Origin of the sequence: Alteromonas sp. ALT199, assembly GCF_018619335.1 — a bacterium.
GTDB lineage: Bacteria > Pseudomonadota > Gammaproteobacteria > Enterobacterales > Alteromonadaceae > Alteromonas.
Genome location: NZ_JAHHDX010000014.1, coordinates 42,860 through 58,448 on the forward strand (window position 1 = coordinate 42,860; position 15,589 = coordinate 58,448).

Here is a 15,589-nt window from a genome sequence, read left to right on the forward strand (position 1 = left end):
CATAGGAGTCGCAATGAAATATTTACTGCTGGGGTTGCTAATGCTTACGATAGCAGCAAACGTCAGCGCCAATACTAACCGTGATCTAGTGAATCAAACTCTTGATGCTTTGCATCATAATGCCTCTGTTGCTGACTTCGATGCGTATTTCAATTTGTATCATGACAGCGCAGTCTTTATAGGCACTGACGCGTCAGAAGTATGGACTAAAGAAGCGTTTAAAGCCTATGCCAAGCCTCACTTTGACAAGGGCAAAGGATGGACATACCACCCCAGGGACAGACATATTTACTTTTCACCCGATAATAATGTAGCTTGGTTTGATGAGTTGCTTGATAACAAAGGTTTGGGCGAAACTCGAGGCACTGGTGTTTTAATAAAGACTGGGAGTGATTGGAAACTAACTCAATATCATTTAACCATCCCCATTCCAAATGCACTTGCAGGTGCGGTTGCCGACCAAGTTAGGGCTATGCAGTAAAAAAAACCCCGCAGTTAAACGGGGCCTTTACCTTTGCTACTTGTCAGCCATTAGGTATTTGATTGAGTAAGCGGTTGAATTTCCATCTCAACGCGACGGTTCATTGAACGATTAGCAGCACTACTGTTCGGCACTTTAGGGGCATATTCGCCCATGCCTACCGTAGTAATACGCGTTGAGTTAACCGAATAGTTAATTAGTAAGTTTTTAACCGCTCCCGCACGTCGCTCAGATAACGACTGGTTGTACTGCTCTGAGCCAGTGTCATCAGTATGTCCCTTAATCATCAAAACGGTTTTCTCATAGTTGTTCACAACTTTAGCTACATCTTGAAGTACAGGGTTGAAGTTAGGGCTGATACTTGAGCTGTCAGTGGCAAAAGTGATGTCGCCTGGCATGATTAGTCGTAGGTTATCACCCTCACGTACTACTTGTACGCCAGTGTCAGAAAGTTCACTACGTAAATCTTCTTCCTGTTTGTCCATATAGTTTCCAATGGCACCACCTGCAATCGCACCTACTGCCGCCCCCCACGCATAGCGACTTTTATCATTGTCGCCTGTTGCTTTACCTAACAGCGCACCAACAACAGCACCGATAGCAGCGCCTTTTTGGGTATTATTAGGATCAGTAGCACAACCGGCTACTGTTAATGATGCAGCAATCAAACTTACAGCAAGGGTCTTTTTCATAACTTCCTCTTATTTCGATTAAAAGCTCAACATTGAGAATTGCAAATATCCAGTACCGTCCTCAATATGCTTTGTATAAAAACCTTTTTTAATTGCCTAGAGACAGCAATTAACGTTCCATTCACTAAAGGTTAGATAGCAGGCAGTGTATTAAGTCTTTTGTTTAGGTTTCCATTTTAAACAAAATATTGCCTGGAGATTAGAGAGCAGAAGACTAATCCCTCCTATCTTTCCTTACATTTATCGCTAAATTGTACAAGACATAGTCTGAACGCAAGCTAAACGGAATTGGGAGTTTTGTAATTCGGAGAATGTAGGAAAGAACATTAACCAGTGTAAACTCTACACTGTGTTGCTAAAAGGTAACGTATTAACCAACAGAAATTGAGCGCTCGAAAAATGCATTTACATCTATTTTGTAGTCTGAAGCGATAACAGCTTTAGCGATACCGACAGACTTGTCCACAGACAGGTCAATATCTTTTGGCGTTAGATAGTGATTGTTGCGAACCGAATAGAATACTTTAACTAAAGGCGTTAGCGGAGATTTTTTCTGTTCAATCACCATAGCTAGCCTTTCGTTGGAAAGTAAAACTAGACTTCCCACAGGATAAACCCCTAGGCATTTAATGAATTGCTGAACAAGGTATTGGTCAAGGCGTGAAGGTGCATCATTCATCAAAATAGAGAACGCTTTTTGGCTAGACATACCCGATTTGTAAACCCGATCAGCAGTAAGCGCGTCGTACATATCGGCGATAGCTAACATTCGCCCTGCTTGGCTAATATCGTCACCTTTGGTTCCGGCTGGGTAGCCTAGGCCGTCTAAGCGCTCGTGGTGCTCACTAATTGCCTGTATAAGCGGTGGCGCTATCTCTGTCTCTTTTAAATAGTCTACTCCGTAATTCACATGTTCTTTCATAATCTCCATTTCGCTATCTGTTAAGCGTCCTGGCTTGTGAAGAATTTCGTCAGGGATCTTTATCTTGCCCAAATCATGAAGAAAACCAGCATAGGAGAGATCTTGGACTTCTTCTTCAGACATCCCTAAGAATTTTCCGAAATTAGCTAGAAGAATAGCAACGTTGAGAGAGTGTTCTAGTAGGTAGTCGTCTTTTTCACGAATCTTTGATAAGCAAAGTAGAGCATCAGGATTTCTATCTACCGATTCTACCAACTTGCTAGAGAACGCTTTAGGAATACTCGTATCGAAAGGTGTTTCTTTTTGCACATTAGCAAGTAAAATTTTTTGAATCGCTTTGCCCTGTTCATGCAGCTTAGACGCCCTGGACAATTCATTTTCAAGCGAGACTTTTTTTGATTTTTCTACCTTAGTAGAAGTCGTCTGTTCACTAATTTTTGTTGATGTCGATGCTGTACTATCGGCTACCTCAAACGCTTTATCAGTGTCAATGGCAAGGGTTTTTACGCCTCGTTTTTTCAATGCTTTAACAACATCATTCGAAGTAACGCGCCCTTGGCTTTTTACCGTCAAGTCACCTTTTTGTTCTAATATTCGATGAACAAACATACCCGGTTTAAGCTGATCTATAGTAATCTTTTTTATCATTCTAAATGCACAACACTAATGGCCAAACATATAACATTGCTACTTCACGGTTCTTATTCTGGGAGAGGGTTTAGTATTCTAGTTCTACCAGTATAGTGAGTAAATCCGGTGTCCAACCAAATTTTTTCATATTTACTCGGTAGTTTTTAACCAATACACCGTCAGTTATTAAACGCTGTCGCTGCTCTTCTGCTTTTTCTGAGCCAGCAGGAAAGGCGATCTTTCCGTCACTGCGTAATACTCTATGCCAGTTACAGTCTATGCTTATCTCTCTTAGACATTTCCCCATCATTCTAGCTCTACCCGGTAAACCACATAAGTCTGCGAGTAGGCCATAGCTCACTACCTTTCCTCGGGGTACTAAAGAAAGGGTTTTCTCAATTCTAAATTGTACTGCCTTATTTGGCATCTTGTATATTATCCTATCTGGTAAGTTAGTTATTTAGATAATTCAACGCTATTAACACCGTAAACTAGGAATTGAGAAGTCAGGTTATGCGCCTTTATTGTGAACAATGCCAGTATCCCAAAAAAACCTGTATTTGCCCCCATATTAGGGCTGTAAATACAGCATTAAATATCGTCATTATTCAACACGAAAAAGAAGTGAGTCATGCGAAGAACACAGCGCGACTTATCTCTTTATGTATTCCTACTACTCAAATTCTTTTATCAAACGATATCCACGCAATGCAAAGCCTTGCAAAGGAGTGCTTACCACAAACGTCGGCTCTTATTTACCCTGGCGACACGAGTATGCCGCTTGAGCGTATCGCTCTCACAAAGGCAAATCAAATTTCAACGCTGGTATTAATTGATGGGAGTTGGAAACAAGCATTTGGGATTGTTAAGCAGAATCCCTGGCTTGCAGTATTACCTGCCTTTCACTTTACGTCGGCGCCAACATCTAATTATGCTATCCGCCATACTAAAATAAAGAACGCGCTTTCCACACTAGAAGCGACTGCTTACGCGATAAGCTGTATAGAAAACGCCGATGTAACTGGCCTTTATAAAGCTCAGAGCGCTTTTCAAAGACAATGGCAAAGCCCAATATCTCATAGACGACAAGTGTGACGCTAAGAATGCTACAGAACACGCTAAGCGTTCATAGGTATAAAACCTTTTTGTTCTTTTACTAATCTTATCCAGTGTCGGATCGCAGGATAAGCTGATAGGTCGAAGCCACCTTCATGTGCTACGTGTGTATAGGCAAACAGCGAAATATCAGCAAGGCTAATAGTATCGCCAAGTAAAAACGGCGTACTGTTAAGTTGATGCTCCATAACCGCTAACGCGCGATAGCCACCTGCTTGTTTAGACTCATATTCCGCTTTTCTGCTTACGGGCAACCCTAAGTAAATGTTGATATAACGGGCAACGGCGATATACGGTTCATGACTATACTGTTCAAAAAACTGCCACTGTAACAGCTGTGCAAAGTGATAGGGCGAAGGGGGGATAAACGGCGTATTCGAGGCAAGATAGTGCATGATGGCATTAGACTCAGACAGAACCCTTCCATCATCGAGTTCAAGCAAGGGGATCTTACCATTGGGCGTTTTTTCAAGAAAAGACGGCGCTCTCGTTTCGCCCTTCATTATGTCTACATCAATCCATTCGCAGGTTTTGCCGAGTAAAGAAAGGAGTAGTTGGAGCTTGTAGCAATTTCCAGAACGTTTGTCGCCGTAAATTCGCACTGCGGTAATCTCGTTGACTCATATTCGCTTACCATATCAATGCATCGTATCAACAACAATCTTTAAAAACGCATATAGGCAACTACGGAATTTTGCTATTAGTAAAATTTAGTAAAAAATGCTAATTAATGGATCATTTAAATTTATAGATTTCAATGGTAAATCGGCAACTGAATTAGCCATTCTATAAGAAACAAAAACACCCATGATATTGGAATTAAAGCGATGCATGCTGCAACGCGCGCTTTGTCTCTAGGTGCGAATATGCGGGCTCCCATCTTAAGTACACGTTCCTTTTCACTTTCCAACTGCTCTATAGAGACTGCAGTCGCAGACTCTTGTTGCTTTGCGCAACGTCTAATTCCATCTTCAATATTTTCTTCGAGAAGTAAAACTGCTTTTTCCTGCTCTTGTTCAAGCATTTTATTGAGTTTAATTACTGGCCAAAATAAATAAAAGCCGACAACACCCGTAAAAAAAGTAACCGCTAAAACGTCAATTGAGGGTATATCTTTCTTTAACCAGAAAACTGGGAAGATAGCGAGTGCCCCCATAGCGAAAATACTATTTGTTGTTCCCAATTTTAAGATAGTTATTACTGACTTAAGGCGGTCAATATTACTCCCAGCATCTGGTAATACTTTGCTTGTAAGATACTTGATATTAGATGATATCTGGAACAAAAATAATATTGCTAGAAGCCAAAAGGGCACAGCGGTTGCGGTAAGGAACAATACGTGAATTTCCTGCTTTACCGTTATCAGTCCTTCAAACATGCAATATATAATAGTGATCATGATTGAAATAATAGCGGCATTGAAAATGTGGTGCTTAAACTCTAGAGCGAGCTCATTGCGGTGCGAGGAAAACTGACTGAGTTGGTTTGTTTTAACAAGCAGTGAAATTAGTGTACTAGCCACATTTTGATGCATCAAGCGTAGCGCAAACCAGAAATAACCCGTTAACAGCGACATGCCAATAGCAGAATTAAAGTCTCGCTGGGCTCTCACTTCACCAACATAGGGCCAGTCTAAGGCACCCGTAAAGAAATGCACTGAAAGAAGGATCAGTGTTGCCAATAAAGGGAAGAAACCAATAGAGGCTCCCTTGTGCATGTTTGAGTACGGGTTGAACTTCATTTTTATAATTCGTTGAAATAGGCAGCTGTAGTGTGGTTACCGCATATTGAGTTTTAATTCAAAGTAGTTAAAACGCACTAACGATAAGCTTTGTAGTCAGTTATAGCAATAGAAATAAACGTAAGAGAATGTGAACGTTTACTTTTCGTTCGGCAATAAAAAACCCGCCAGTTGGCGGGTTTTTTTTCAAAGCTGTGCTTTTTATTTGCGTAACTTCTGAATAAGACGAAGTTGTGCAATAGCCTCTGCAAGCTCGTGAGCTGCTTCAGCGTAATTAAAGTCAGCGCCTGGGTTGGCGATGTGCTCTTGGGCACGTCGTTTGGCTTCTTCTGCTGCCTGCTCGTCAAGATCTTCAGCTCGAACCGCGGTATCAGCCAGTACGGTAATGTTGTTAGGCTGTACTTCTAGTACACCACCTGCAACATAAATAACTTCTTCTTCACCGTGCTGTTTAACCAAACGCACCATACCAGGTTTAATAGCAGAGATAAGTGGCGCGTGACCTGGGTTAACACCCAATTCACCTTCGCTACCTGTCACCTGAATCGATTCAACGCGTCCAGAGAAAATCGCTTTCTCCGCGCTTACTACGTCCAAATGTACTGTCATTGCCATGTGAACCTCCTGATTAGGTACGTTAGCATTATGAAAGGCTAGCTTACACTAGCCATTCAATTATGCTTTCTTGGCTTTCTCTAGCGCTTCTTCAATAGAACCAACCATGTAGAAGGCTTGCTCTGGAAGGTGATCGTACTCACCGTCTAGAATGCCTTTAAAACCACTGATTGTGTCTTTTAGCGATACATATTTACCAGGTGCACCGGTAAATACTTCTGCTACGAAGAACGGCTGAGATAGGAAACGCTGAATCTTACGAGCACGTGATACTACTTGCTTGTCTTCTTCAGATAGTTCGTCCATACCTAGGATCGCGATGATGTCTTTCAGCTCTTTATAACGCTGAAGAACAGTCTGTACGCCACGTGCTACGTCGTAGTGCTCTTGACCAATTACTAGAGGGTCTAGCTGACGAGACGTTGAATCTAGTGGGTCTACCGCAGGGTAGATACCAAGAGACGCGATATCACGAGAAAGTACTACCGTTGCATCCAAGTGAGCAAAGGTTGTCGCTGGAGATGGGTCAGTCAAGTCATCCGCAGGTACGTATACCGCTTGGATTGATGTGATTGAACCAGTCTTCGTTGACGTAATACGTTCCTGAAGTACACCCATTTCTTCTGCAAGCGTAGGCTGGTAACCTACCGCAGATGGCATACGACCTAGAAGTGCTGATACTTCAGTACCTGCTAGGGTATAACGATAGATGTTATCTACGAAGAAAAGAACGTCACGACCTTCGTCACGGAACTTCTCAGCCATAGTTAGACCGGTAAGTGCAACACGTAGACGGTTACCCGGTGGCTCGTTCATCTGACCGTATACAAGCGATACTTTATCAAGTACGTTTGAATCGTTCATTTCATGATAGAAATCGTTACCCTCACGAGTACGCTCACCAACACCTGCGAATACTGAGAAACCGCTGTGCTCGATTGCGATGTTACGGATAAGTTCCATCATGTTTACGGTTTTACCTACACCCGCACCACCGAATAGACCAACTTTACCACCCTTAGCGAATGGGCAAACCAAGTCGATTACTTTGATACCAGTTTCTAGTAGTTCTACCGAGCTAGACTGATCTTCGTAGCTAGGCGCTTCACGGTGAATAGACATACGCTCTTCTTCACCAATTGGGCCTGCTTCGTCGATTGGGTTACCCAGTACGTCCATGATACGACCTAGTGTCTTCGTACCAACTGGAACCATGATTGGGTTACCGGTATTTTCTACTGCAAGACCACGTTTTAGTCCGTCAGTAGTACCTAGTGCGATGCCACGAACAACACCACCACCTAATTGTTGTTGCACTTCCAGGGTTAGACCTGACAAGTCACCTTCGGTAACTCGTAGTGCGTCATAAACTCTTGGTACCGCATCTTGTGGAAACTCAATGTCCACAACGGCGCCAATGATTTGGACGACCTTACCTTGACTCATAATTTGTCCTCGTTATCTCTTTTAAACCTTTGCCTACACCGCTGCGGCACCGCTAACAATCTCACTGATTTCTTGTGTGATTGCAGCCTGACGCGCTTTGTTATATACCAGTTGTAACTCATCAATAAGGTTACCGGCGTTGTCGGTTGCTGCCTTCATGGCAACCATTCGCGCAGCTTGTTCTGACGCCGCGTTTTCTACAACACCCTGATACACCTGAGACTCAATGTAACGAACCATTAGTGCTTCCAAAATTTCCTTTGGATCTGGCTCGTAGATGTAGTCCCAACGATGTTGATATTCTTCGTCTTCTGACTTTGGCAAAGGCAATAACTGATTGATCACAGGTTTCTGTGTCATGGTGTTAACGAAGTCATTGAATACCAAGAATACTCGGTCAATTTGTCCTTCGTCGTACGCTTTAAGCATAACGCGTACAACACCCACTACATCGCTCACAGACGGCTTGTCACCTAAACCAGATTCAGCAGCAAGCAACTTGCCACCAAAACGGTTGAAGAAACTGCACGCTTTAGAACCTAATGCAGCGAAATCCACTTCTACACCCTGTTCACGCCATTTTTTGACGTCTTGGGTGACGAGCTTAAATTCATTGGTGTTCAAGCCACCACATAAGCCTCGGTCAGTGGAAATCACAATGTAACCGACGCGCTTGACTTCACGCTCTTCCAAATATGGATGGCGATACTCAAGGTTACCGTTTGCAATGTGACCAATCACTTTAAGCATATTTTGTGCATATGGACGGCCAGAAGCCATACGTTCCTGCGCCTTTTTCATTTTAGACGCAGCAACCATTTCCATCGCACTGGTAATCTTTTGAGTATTTTTGATACTCCCAATCTTACCTTTTATTTCTTTACCGCTGGCCATGACTATCTCTCCGATTACTCAACGAATTGCGCTGGTGGTTAAACACCAGCACCATTGATTACCAAGTTTGTGTCGCTTTAAAGCTTGTTAAAGCGTCGTTCAACTTAGAGGCAATCTCGTCGTTGTAGTTACCTGATTCGTTGATAGTCTTCATAAGGTCAGCGTGTTCGCTGTTCATGTAAGAGTGAAGAGCGGCTTCAAAATCTAGGATTTTGTTAAGCTCGATACCCTTAAGGAAACCTTTTTCTACCGCGAACAGAGATACACCCATGTTAGCAATTGATAGTGGAGCGTACTGCTTCTGCTTCATTAGCTCAGTTACGCGCTCACCGTGCTCAAGTTGCTCACGAGTTGCATCATCAAGGTCAGAAGCAAACTGCGAGAACGCCGCAAGTTCACGATACTGAGCTAGGGCTAGACGGATACCGCCACCCAATTTCTTGATGATTTTAGTCTGTGCAGCACCACCAACACGAGATACCGAGATACCAGCGTTAACCGCTGGACGGATACCTGCGTTAAACAAGTCAGTTTCTAGGAAGATCTGACCATCGGTAATTGAGATTACGTTAGTTGGTACGAATGCAGATACGTCACCAGCTTGCGTTTCGATAATAGGAAGCGCAGTCAATGAACCAGTCTTACCTTTCACTTCACCATTAGTGTAACGCTCAACGTATTGCTCGTTTACACGTGCAGCACGTTCTAGTAGACGTGAGTGAAGGTAGAATACGTCACCTGGGTAAGCTTCACGGCCTGGTGGACGCTTAAGTAGTAGTGAGATTTGACGGTAAGCAACAGCTTGCTTAGACAAATCATCATATACGATTAGCGCATCTTCACCGCGGTCACGGAAGTATTCACCCATAGTACAACCAGAGTAAGGCGCTAGGTATTGAAGCGCTGCAGACTCAGAAGCAGATGCTGCTACCACGATAGTGTGGTCAAGGGCACCGTGCTCTTCTAGTTTACGTACTACGTTAGCGATAGTAGACGCTTTCTGACCAACCGCTACGTACACACACTTAATGCCTGTACCTTTTTGGTTGATGATAGCGTCAACAGCCATTGCTGTTTTACCACACTGACGGTCACCGATGATAAGCTCACGCTGACCACGACCTACTGGGATCATGGCATCAACTGACTTATAACCAGTTTGTACTGGCTGGTCTACTGATTGACGTTCAATTACGCCAGGTGCAATTTTTTCAACTGGCTCGAAACCAGCCGCGTCAATTGCGCCTTTACCATCAATAGGTTCACCTAGTGTGTTTACAACACGACCAAGAAGTGCGGTACCTACTGGTACTTCAAGAATACGGCCAGTAGATTGTACTTTATCGCCTTCTTTCAGGTCCGCATAAGGACCCATAACAACTGCACCTACAGAGTCTCGCTCAAGGTTTAGTGCAATTGCGTAACGGCTTCCAGGAAGCTCAATCATTTCACCCTGCATTACATCTGCAAGGCCATGAATGCGGATAATACCGTCAGTTACTGCGACGATAGTACCTTCATTACGTGCTTCACTGCTTACATTGAACTGTTCAATTCTTTTCTTGATCAGTTCAGCAATTTCAGTGGAATTAAGTTGCATGCTCTTATCCCCGTTATGCTTGCAACGCGTCTGCTAGACGGTTCAATTTCGACTTTACGGAACCATCAATTACTGTATCACCGGCATTTATTACCATTCCAGCGATCAGGGCAGGGTCCACGTTACAATTAAGCTTCACTTTACGTGCCAAACGTTTTTCCAAAGATGCTACCAATTCATTTGTTTGGGCATCAGTCAGCGTAGATGCTGAGGTTACGTCCACTTCTACTTCTTTATCGTAATCTGCTTTAAACGCATCAAACAAAGTAGAAATTTCAGGCAACGCGGCTAAACGTTTATTCTCAGCCAGAACCTTTACTAGGTTTTGACCGTGTTCGTCGAGTTGCTCACCACACACATTATTAAAAATGTCGGCTAGCGTATCAGCGGCGATAGCACCAGTTAGCAACTGGTGCATATCTTCATTTACTGCTACTTCACCTGCGAAGGTGAGCATTTCTTGCCATTTTGCAACGGCATTTTTCTCGACAGCAAAATCGAAAGCAGCTTTAGCATAAGGACGAGCAACAGTAGTCAATTCAGACATGGCTCATCTCCCTATCAAAGCTCAGCGACAAGTTTTTCAACAATGTCGTTTTGTGCGTTAGCATCGATTTCACGTTGTAAGATTTGCTGTGCGCCAGCAACTGCAAGAGCAGAAACCTGTTTGCGCAAATCTTCTTTGGCACGATTGCGTTCAGCTTCAATCTCGGCATAACCAGAAGCGATAATCTTCTCGCGTTCCGCATGGCCTTTTTGCGTTTCTTCGTCAACCAGTTGGTTGGCGCGCTTTTTGGCCTGCTCGATAATTTCAGCTGCTTGCGCTTTCGCATCTTTCAATTGCTCAGTAGCTTTCGCTTGAGCAAGTTCTAGGTCTTTCTCTGCACGTTCAGAAGCTTCAAGCCCATCGGCAATTTTCTTCTGACGTTCTTCAATCGCTGCCATTAGTGGAGGCCATACATATTTCATGCAGAACACCACGAACACAGCGAAGGCGATTAATTGACCAATAAAAGTGGCGTTAAAATTCACAATCGCCCCTCCTCTTAAAGTTCGCTAAAAAAGTGTTTAGTAATATTAGGCACCAACAGCGAACAATAGGTACAGAGCGATACCAACACCGATCATCGCGATGGCGTCGATAAGACCCGCTACGATGAACATCTTAACTTGTAGTTGAGGTGCTAGTTCAGGTTGACGAGCAGCAGATTCTAGGAATTTGCCACCTAGTAGACCGAAACCAATAGCGGTACCTAGGGCACCAAGACCAATCAGTAGTGCAACAGCGATGTATAACATTTACGTCTCCGATTTAAGTTAAATTTAAAGTTAATGTTTAAAAGTCAAACTCTGTAAAAACGGTGCCGGATTTTCCAGGTTACCGACACCCGTTAATGCTTAGTGTTCTTCACACGCCAGGCTTAAATACACGATGGTTAACATCATGAAGATAAACGCTTGTAGCGGAAGTACCAGAATATGGAACACAGCCCACATAAAGTGCAGTGGAAGCTGGAAATACCCAATTGTAGCAATCAATATAAAGATTAGCTCACTGGCGTACAGGTTACCGAACAAACGCAGTGCTAATGAAAGCGGACGCGCAAGCAAAGTAACCGTTTCAAGAATGAAGTTCACCGGAATGAAGATTGGGTGACCGAAAGGCTGCATTGTAAGCTCTTTCGCAAAACCGCCAATGCCTTTCATCTTGATTGAGTAGAAAAGAATAAGAATAAACACGCCAGAAGCCAGTGCGAACGTTAGGTTAAGGTCAGTCGTTGGTACTGCCTTGTTATAAACGTCGTGTGGATCCATACCAAAAGCCGCTTGGCCAATTAGACCAGATACCCATGGGATTAAATCAACTGGCACCAAGTCCATAAGGTTCATTAGCAATACCCAAACGAAAATGGTTAATGCTAGTGGCGCGATTAATGCGCTTTTACCGTGGAAGGTGCTTTTTACGTTGTCGTCAACAAACTCAACCACAAGCTCAACAAACGCCTGCATTTTGCCAGGTACGCCGGTTGTCGCTTTTGACGCAACGCTTCTAAAGACGATTAAGAAAAGAAGACCAAGACCAATAGACCATGCCAATGTATCAACATGCCATGCCCAAAAACCAGCATCAGAACACGCTTTGTTAAAAGCGATTCCATTGTCAGTTGAGCACATGGTGGCATTGGTCAAGTGGTGCTTGATGTATTCTGAGGTAGTATATTCAGATGCCATTGTTTAACCCAAGTTGTAAAGTGTAAAAATTTGGTGACTGGTTCTTGTGTCTCAATCGGTCGATTACGCTGTTTTAGTTATCGCAACGCCTCGCGTTGTCTTTATTGTTTCGTACCGAAATGAAACATGGCTAGCCCGTGGCTAGCGGTTGTAATCACAAATGCCATGAAAATTTCTAATGGCGAGGCGTTTAAGCCTTTAAAAGCAATTACAAATAAAATTATTGTCAGTGCCAGCTTCAATTTAGAGCCTTGGCTAAAACTCCGTGCAACAAGGTCATTTTTACTCGCCCCAGCGTAACGAAACGCGAAAGCCATAAAAACACCGTTAGGCAAGATACTGATTAAAGCGCCTGCTGCTGCCGACATGGCGGAATGACTTCCACCTGCGGCGCCTGCGAGGGCAGAAACGAATAGGGCCGTTACAGCCTGAAAAAGTAGCCCTTTCTTAGCGAGGTCTATCCCGCGTTTTGCTAACTTGTTCGTCACTTTTACTCGCAGCTTGTTCACGTCTTACAAAAAGCGTCAGAAGTATACTGTTTTACCGACAATTTTCAACAGTACAACGCTTTTTGAAAGTTATTCTGAAAATATTCTATTGCTATAACCGGAAAGGAGAGTGTCCGGTGTTAGCACCGAACATCGAGTCAATTGCGGGTAGGCAAAGGCTTTATCTCTATTCTATTGATTTTAACTTATTGAATTTTAGAGATAATTCCATCTAATTGTTCAAGGTCACTAAAGCTAATCGTGAGCTTACCTTTGCCTTTCGCATTGTGGTCGATGCTCACAGGCGTGCCTAAATTTTCTGAAAGTCGTGTCATAAGGTTTTGTACATCGGGATCAACTTTCTTCTCAGGCTTAGGTTTAACTGGCTCTAAAAGCTTTTTAACGAGCTTTTCGGTATCGCGTACGGTAAGACCTTTTCCCGATACCACTTGCGCTGTTTCTGATTGAGCTTCACCTTCTAGCGCTAATAGTGCGCGAGCATGACCCATTTCAATGTCGCCATGCTCAACTAACAGTTTTACGTCGTCGTTTAGATTGTTTAAACGAAGTAGGTTAGTCACGGTTGTACGAGATTTTCCTACCGCTTCAGCCACCTCTTGATGAGTTAACGCGAATTCGCTCATTAAACGGTCAAGGGCCTGTGCTTCTTCCATCGCGTTTAAATCTTCGCGCTGAATGTTTTCGATAAGAGCAATGGCAACAGCTGCTTCATCGGGTACGTTTTTGACTAAGCACGGCACTTCGTCTAGTTGCGCTAATTGTGAGGCTCGCCAACGACGTTCACCGGCGATAATCTCATAGCGGTGTTCGTCGACTTTTCTCACAACGATAGGCTGAATAATACCTTGCGCGCGAATTGACGAGGCCAATTCTTCTAATGCCTCAGGCGACATGTCTTTACGAGGCTGATATTTGCCCGGCACTAAGTATTCAATAGGCAGTTTACTTAACTCACCGCTTGATGAATTAACCTCGGCGGCATCTTGTTCTTTTTGAGCAGATGATTGGCTGGTTGCAAGTAGCGCATCTAAACCGCGGCCAAGGCCTCTTTTACGTGCTGACATAGTGTCCTCTATGGCATGTGCTGATAGTGTTCAGCTTATTGTGTTTAACTAGCTTTTGCCTGTTCAGGCGATGTTTTATCCCTTCGACGCAGTATTTCACCGGCCAATGCTAGGTAAGCTTTAGCGCCTGTTGACGACTTGTCATAGTACATCGCTGGCGTACCAAAGCTTGGCGCTTCAGCTAGGCGAACGTTACGCGGAATAACCGTACGATAAACTTGTTCACCAAAATGACGCTTCAATTGTTCTGAAACGTCGTTTGCAAGGCGATTACGCGGGTCGTACATAGTACGCAATACCCCTTCAATCTTCAATTCAGGATTCACCACAGACGCTAATTTTTGGATGGTATCCATTAGCGCAGTAAGCCCTTCAAGTGCGTAATATTCGCATTGCATAGGTACCATTACTGAGTCTGCAGCAGCTAAGGCATTCACCGTTAACTGATTGAGTGAAGGCGGACAGTCGATAAAAACAAAGTCGTAATAATCCATTACTGGCTTTAATGCGTTGCGAAGACGTACTTCACGGGCAAACATTTCCATCAGCTTAATTTCTGCAGCTGTCACATCACCGTTAGCAGCAATAAGGTCATACTTACCACTTGTTGCTTTAACGATAACGTCGTTAATTGGCTTTTCTTCAACCAGCAATTCAAATGCCGTGCATTCGACATCGTATTTATCGACGCCGCTTCCCATGGTGGCATTACCCTGTGGATCGAGATCAATTAGCAACACCTTGCGTTTTGTTGCCGCCATTGATGCTGCCACGTTAACTGCAGTTGTAGTTTTACCAACACCACCTTTTTGATTCGCGATCGCGATTACCTTAGCCACGTTAGATCCTGTTCTCGTCTATTTCTATTTTTCGGCTATTTCTTTTTTAGCCAAACCAGATGTCGTTCGCCTACTAAATTTGGCACAGTGAGGTTTTCCGTTTTACTCACATGGAAGTGACCACTCACTTCTTCTATCTCATCTTGTGGAAACTGACCTTTAAGCGCCAAAAATTGACCTTCTGAATCTACCAGATGCTGACACCAGTGCAACATATCTTTTAGCGAAGCGAAAGCTCGGCTTAGCACAATGTCGTAAGGCTTGTCGCCGTTGTGCTCTTCTACGCGGCTTTGCACTGGAGTTACGTTAGTTATTCCAAGCGTATGCACGCACTGCGTCATGAATCGTACCCGTTTACCCAATGAATCAAGCAACGTGAAAGATTTATCAGGAAACGCGATAGCCAAAGGCATACCTGGAAGACCGGGGCCCGTGCCAACATCAATGATATTGGTACCATCGAGAAACGGCACAATAGCTAACGAGTCCAACATGTGTTTCACCATCATTTGCTTAGGATCACGTACGGAAGTGAGGTTATACGCCTTATTCCATTTATCCATAAGCAGCACATAGTCGACTAACTGCTGCTGTTGCTTTTCACTCAAATCAAGTGAAAGGGCATCAAGTCCAGAAACCAAAATGGTGTGCAATTCTTGCTGTATCGTCATTGAAAAATCTGTCTGTTCGCGTTGAAGTCTTTAGCTTAACTTAGTCTTTAACATAAACATTAGCGGCGAACCGCAATTTGTTTTATGCATTTGTCACACTTTTACCATCGTCAATCGATGTGACTTTTTTACGTACA

At 43.6% G+C, this 15,589-nt stretch carries 19 protein-coding genes; 2 read left to right on the forward strand and 17 right to left on the reverse strand.

What is annotated here, in order from left to right; translation table 11 throughout:
* Positions 1-13: 13 nt before the first annotated feature.
* Positions 14-481 (forward strand): nuclear transport factor 2 family protein, encoded by a 468-nt coding sequence (locus KL866_RS01445; protein ID WP_025257170.1) that lies wholly within the window; start codon positions 14-16, stop codon positions 479-481.
* Between the two features lie 50 nt (positions 482-531).
* Here KL866_RS01445 and KL866_RS01450 read toward each other — a convergent pair whose 3' ends face one another.
* The 3 genes from KL866_RS01450 to KL866_RS01460 form a co-directional block, all read right to left on the reverse strand.
* Positions 532-1,173, reverse strand: coding sequence for an OmpA family protein (locus KL866_RS01450; RefSeq protein WP_025257169.1), 642 nt, complete (start codon positions 1,171-1,173; stop codon positions 532-534).
* 370 nt (positions 1,174-1,543) lie between these two features.
* Complete coding sequence (locus KL866_RS01455) at positions 1,544-2,743, reverse strand: HD-GYP domain-containing protein (protein ID WP_025257168.1); 1,200 nt, start codon at positions 2,741-2,743, stop codon at positions 1,544-1,546.
* A gap of 70 nt (positions 2,744-2,813) precedes the next feature.
* Complete coding sequence (locus KL866_RS01460; RefSeq protein ID WP_025257167.1) at positions 2,814-3,152, reverse strand: MGMT family protein; 339 nt, start codon at positions 3,150-3,152, stop codon at positions 2,814-2,816.
* Positions 3,153-3,238: 86 nt separating this feature from the next.
* Between KL866_RS01460 and KL866_RS01465 the strand changes: the two genes are divergently transcribed.
* Complete coding sequence (locus tag KL866_RS01465; RefSeq protein WP_025257166.1) at positions 3,239-3,820, forward strand: tRNA-uridine aminocarboxypropyltransferase; 582 nt, start codon at positions 3,239-3,241, stop codon at positions 3,818-3,820.
* 23 nt (positions 3,821-3,843) lie between these two features.
* Here the strand turns inward: KL866_RS01465 and KL866_RS01470 are convergent, their stop codons facing one another.
* From KL866_RS01470 to rsmG, 14 genes are all read right to left on the reverse strand, one after another.
* Positions 3,844-4,443: a glutathione S-transferase family protein gene (locus KL866_RS01470; protein WP_025257165.1), complete on the reverse strand. Its 600-nt coding sequence runs from the start codon at positions 4,441-4,443 to the stop codon at positions 3,844-3,846.
* A gap of 152 nt (positions 4,444-4,595) precedes the next feature.
* Entirely contained in the window at positions 4,596-5,582 is a 987-nt protein-coding gene (locus KL866_RS01475; protein WP_025257164.1) for a hypothetical protein, read from the reverse strand.
* Between the two features lie 201 nt (positions 5,583-5,783).
* Positions 5,784-6,197 carry a F0F1 ATP synthase subunit epsilon gene (locus KL866_RS01480; RefSeq protein WP_025257163.1) on the reverse strand — a complete coding sequence of 138 codons (414 nt, stop codon included), beginning with the start codon at positions 6,195-6,197 and terminating at the stop codon, positions 5,784-5,786.
* A 60-nt stretch (positions 6,198-6,257) separates the two neighbouring features.
* Entirely contained in the window at positions 6,258-7,643 is a 1,386-nt protein-coding gene (atpD, locus tag KL866_RS01485) for a F0F1 ATP synthase subunit beta (RefSeq protein ID WP_025257162.1), read from the reverse strand.
* Between the two features lie 33 nt (positions 7,644-7,676).
* Positions 7,677-8,537: a F0F1 ATP synthase subunit gamma gene (gene atpG, locus KL866_RS01490; RefSeq protein WP_012520217.1), complete on the reverse strand. Its 861-nt coding sequence runs from the start codon at positions 8,535-8,537 to the stop codon at positions 7,677-7,679.
* Positions 8,538-8,595: 58 nt separating this feature from the next.
* Positions 8,596-10,137, reverse strand: coding sequence for a F0F1 ATP synthase subunit alpha (gene atpA / locus KL866_RS01495; RefSeq protein ID WP_214992676.1), 1,542 nt, complete (start codon positions 10,135-10,137; stop codon positions 8,596-8,598).
* A gap of 13 nt (positions 10,138-10,150) precedes the next feature.
* On the reverse strand, positions 10,151-10,684 hold the full coding sequence (atpH, locus tag KL866_RS01500) for a F0F1 ATP synthase subunit delta (RefSeq protein ID WP_025257159.1): 534 nt from the start codon (positions 10,682-10,684) through the stop codon (positions 10,151-10,153).
* A 14-nt stretch (positions 10,685-10,698) separates the two neighbouring features.
* On the reverse strand, positions 10,699-11,169 hold the full coding sequence (atpF, locus tag KL866_RS01505) for a F0F1 ATP synthase subunit B (RefSeq protein WP_014951452.1): 471 nt from the start codon (positions 11,167-11,169) through the stop codon (positions 10,699-10,701).
* Positions 11,170-11,214: 45 nt separating this feature from the next.
* A complete protein-coding gene (gene atpE, locus KL866_RS01510; protein WP_012520222.1) occupies positions 11,215-11,436 on the reverse strand; it encodes a F0F1 ATP synthase subunit C in 222 nt (73 codons plus the stop codon).
* A 99-nt stretch (positions 11,437-11,535) separates the two neighbouring features.
* Positions 11,536-12,369: a F0F1 ATP synthase subunit A gene (gene atpB, locus KL866_RS01515; RefSeq protein ID WP_214992679.1), complete on the reverse strand. Its 834-nt coding sequence runs from the start codon at positions 12,367-12,369 to the stop codon at positions 11,536-11,538.
* Between the two features lie 101 nt (positions 12,370-12,470).
* Positions 12,471-12,857, reverse strand: coding sequence for an ATP synthase subunit I (locus KL866_RS01520; protein WP_025257157.1), 387 nt, complete (start codon positions 12,855-12,857; stop codon positions 12,471-12,473).
* A 206-nt stretch (positions 12,858-13,063) separates the two neighbouring features.
* Positions 13,064-13,942: a ParB/RepB/Spo0J family partition protein gene (locus KL866_RS01525; protein WP_025257156.1), complete on the reverse strand. Its 879-nt coding sequence runs from the start codon at positions 13,940-13,942 to the stop codon at positions 13,064-13,066.
* A 44-nt stretch (positions 13,943-13,986) separates the two neighbouring features.
* A complete protein-coding gene (locus tag KL866_RS01530; protein WP_025257155.1) occupies positions 13,987-14,781 on the reverse strand; it encodes a ParA family protein in 795 nt (264 codons plus the stop codon).
* 35 nt (positions 14,782-14,816) lie between these two features.
* The gene (rsmG, locus tag KL866_RS01535) at positions 14,817-15,452 is read right to left on the reverse strand and encodes a 16S rRNA (guanine(527)-N(7))-methyltransferase RsmG (protein WP_025257154.1); all 636 of its coding nucleotides are present in this window, start codon (positions 15,450-15,452) and stop codon (positions 14,817-14,819) included.
* Positions 15,453-15,589: the final 137 nt, after the last annotated feature.

Bases quoted from the DNA above. Each gene is read 5' to 3' on its own strand.
- atpE (WP_012520222.1), bottom strand. From the start codon at position 11,436: ATGTTATACATCGCTGTTGCACTACTGATTGGTCTTGGTGCCCTAGGT.
- rsmG (WP_025257154.1), bottom strand. From the start codon at position 15,452: ATGACGATACAGCAAGAATTGCACACCATTTTGGTTTCTGGACTTGAT.
- KL866_RS01450 (WP_025257169.1), bottom strand. From the start codon at position 1,173: ATGAAAAAGACCCTTGCTGTAAGTTTGATTGCTGCATCATTAACAGTA.
- atpH (WP_025257159.1), bottom strand. From the start codon at position 10,684: ATGTCTGAATTGACTACTGTTGCTCGTCCTTATGCTAAAGCTGCTTTC.
- KL866_RS01475 (WP_025257164.1), bottom strand. From the start codon at position 5,582: ATGAAGTTCAACCCGTACTCAAACATGCACAAGGGAGCCTCTATTGGT.
- atpB (WP_214992679.1), bottom strand. From the start codon at position 12,369: ATGGCATCTGAATATACTACCTCAGAATACATCAAGCACCACTTGACC.
- KL866_RS01525 (WP_025257156.1), bottom strand. From the start codon at position 13,942: ATGTCAGCACGTAAAAGAGGCCTTGGCCGCGGTTTAGATGCGCTACTT.
- atpG (WP_012520217.1), bottom strand. From the start codon at position 8,537: ATGGCCAGCGGTAAAGAAATAAAAGGTAAGATTGGGAGTATCAAAAAT.
- KL866_RS01445 (WP_025257170.1), top strand. From the start codon at position 14: ATGAAATATTTACTGCTGGGGTTGCTAATGCTTACGATAGCAGCAAAC.
- atpD (WP_025257162.1), bottom strand. From the start codon at position 7,643: ATGAGTCAAGGTAAGGTCGTCCAAATCATTGGCGCCGTTGTGGACATT.
- atpA (WP_214992676.1), bottom strand. From the start codon at position 10,137: ATGCAACTTAATTCCACTGAAATTGCTGAACTGATCAAGAAAAGAATT.
- KL866_RS01465 (WP_025257166.1), top strand. From the start codon at position 3,239: ATGCGCCTTTATTGTGAACAATGCCAGTATCCCAAAAAAACCTGTATT.
- KL866_RS01455 (WP_025257168.1), bottom strand. From the start codon at position 2,743: ATGATAAAAAAGATTACTATAGATCAGCTTAAACCGGGTATGTTTGTT.
- KL866_RS01460 (WP_025257167.1), bottom strand. From the start codon at position 3,152: ATGCCAAATAAGGCAGTACAATTTAGAATTGAGAAAACCCTTTCTTTA.
- KL866_RS01480 (WP_025257163.1), bottom strand. From the start codon at position 6,197: ATGGCAATGACAGTACATTTGGACGTAGTAAGCGCGGAGAAAGCGATT.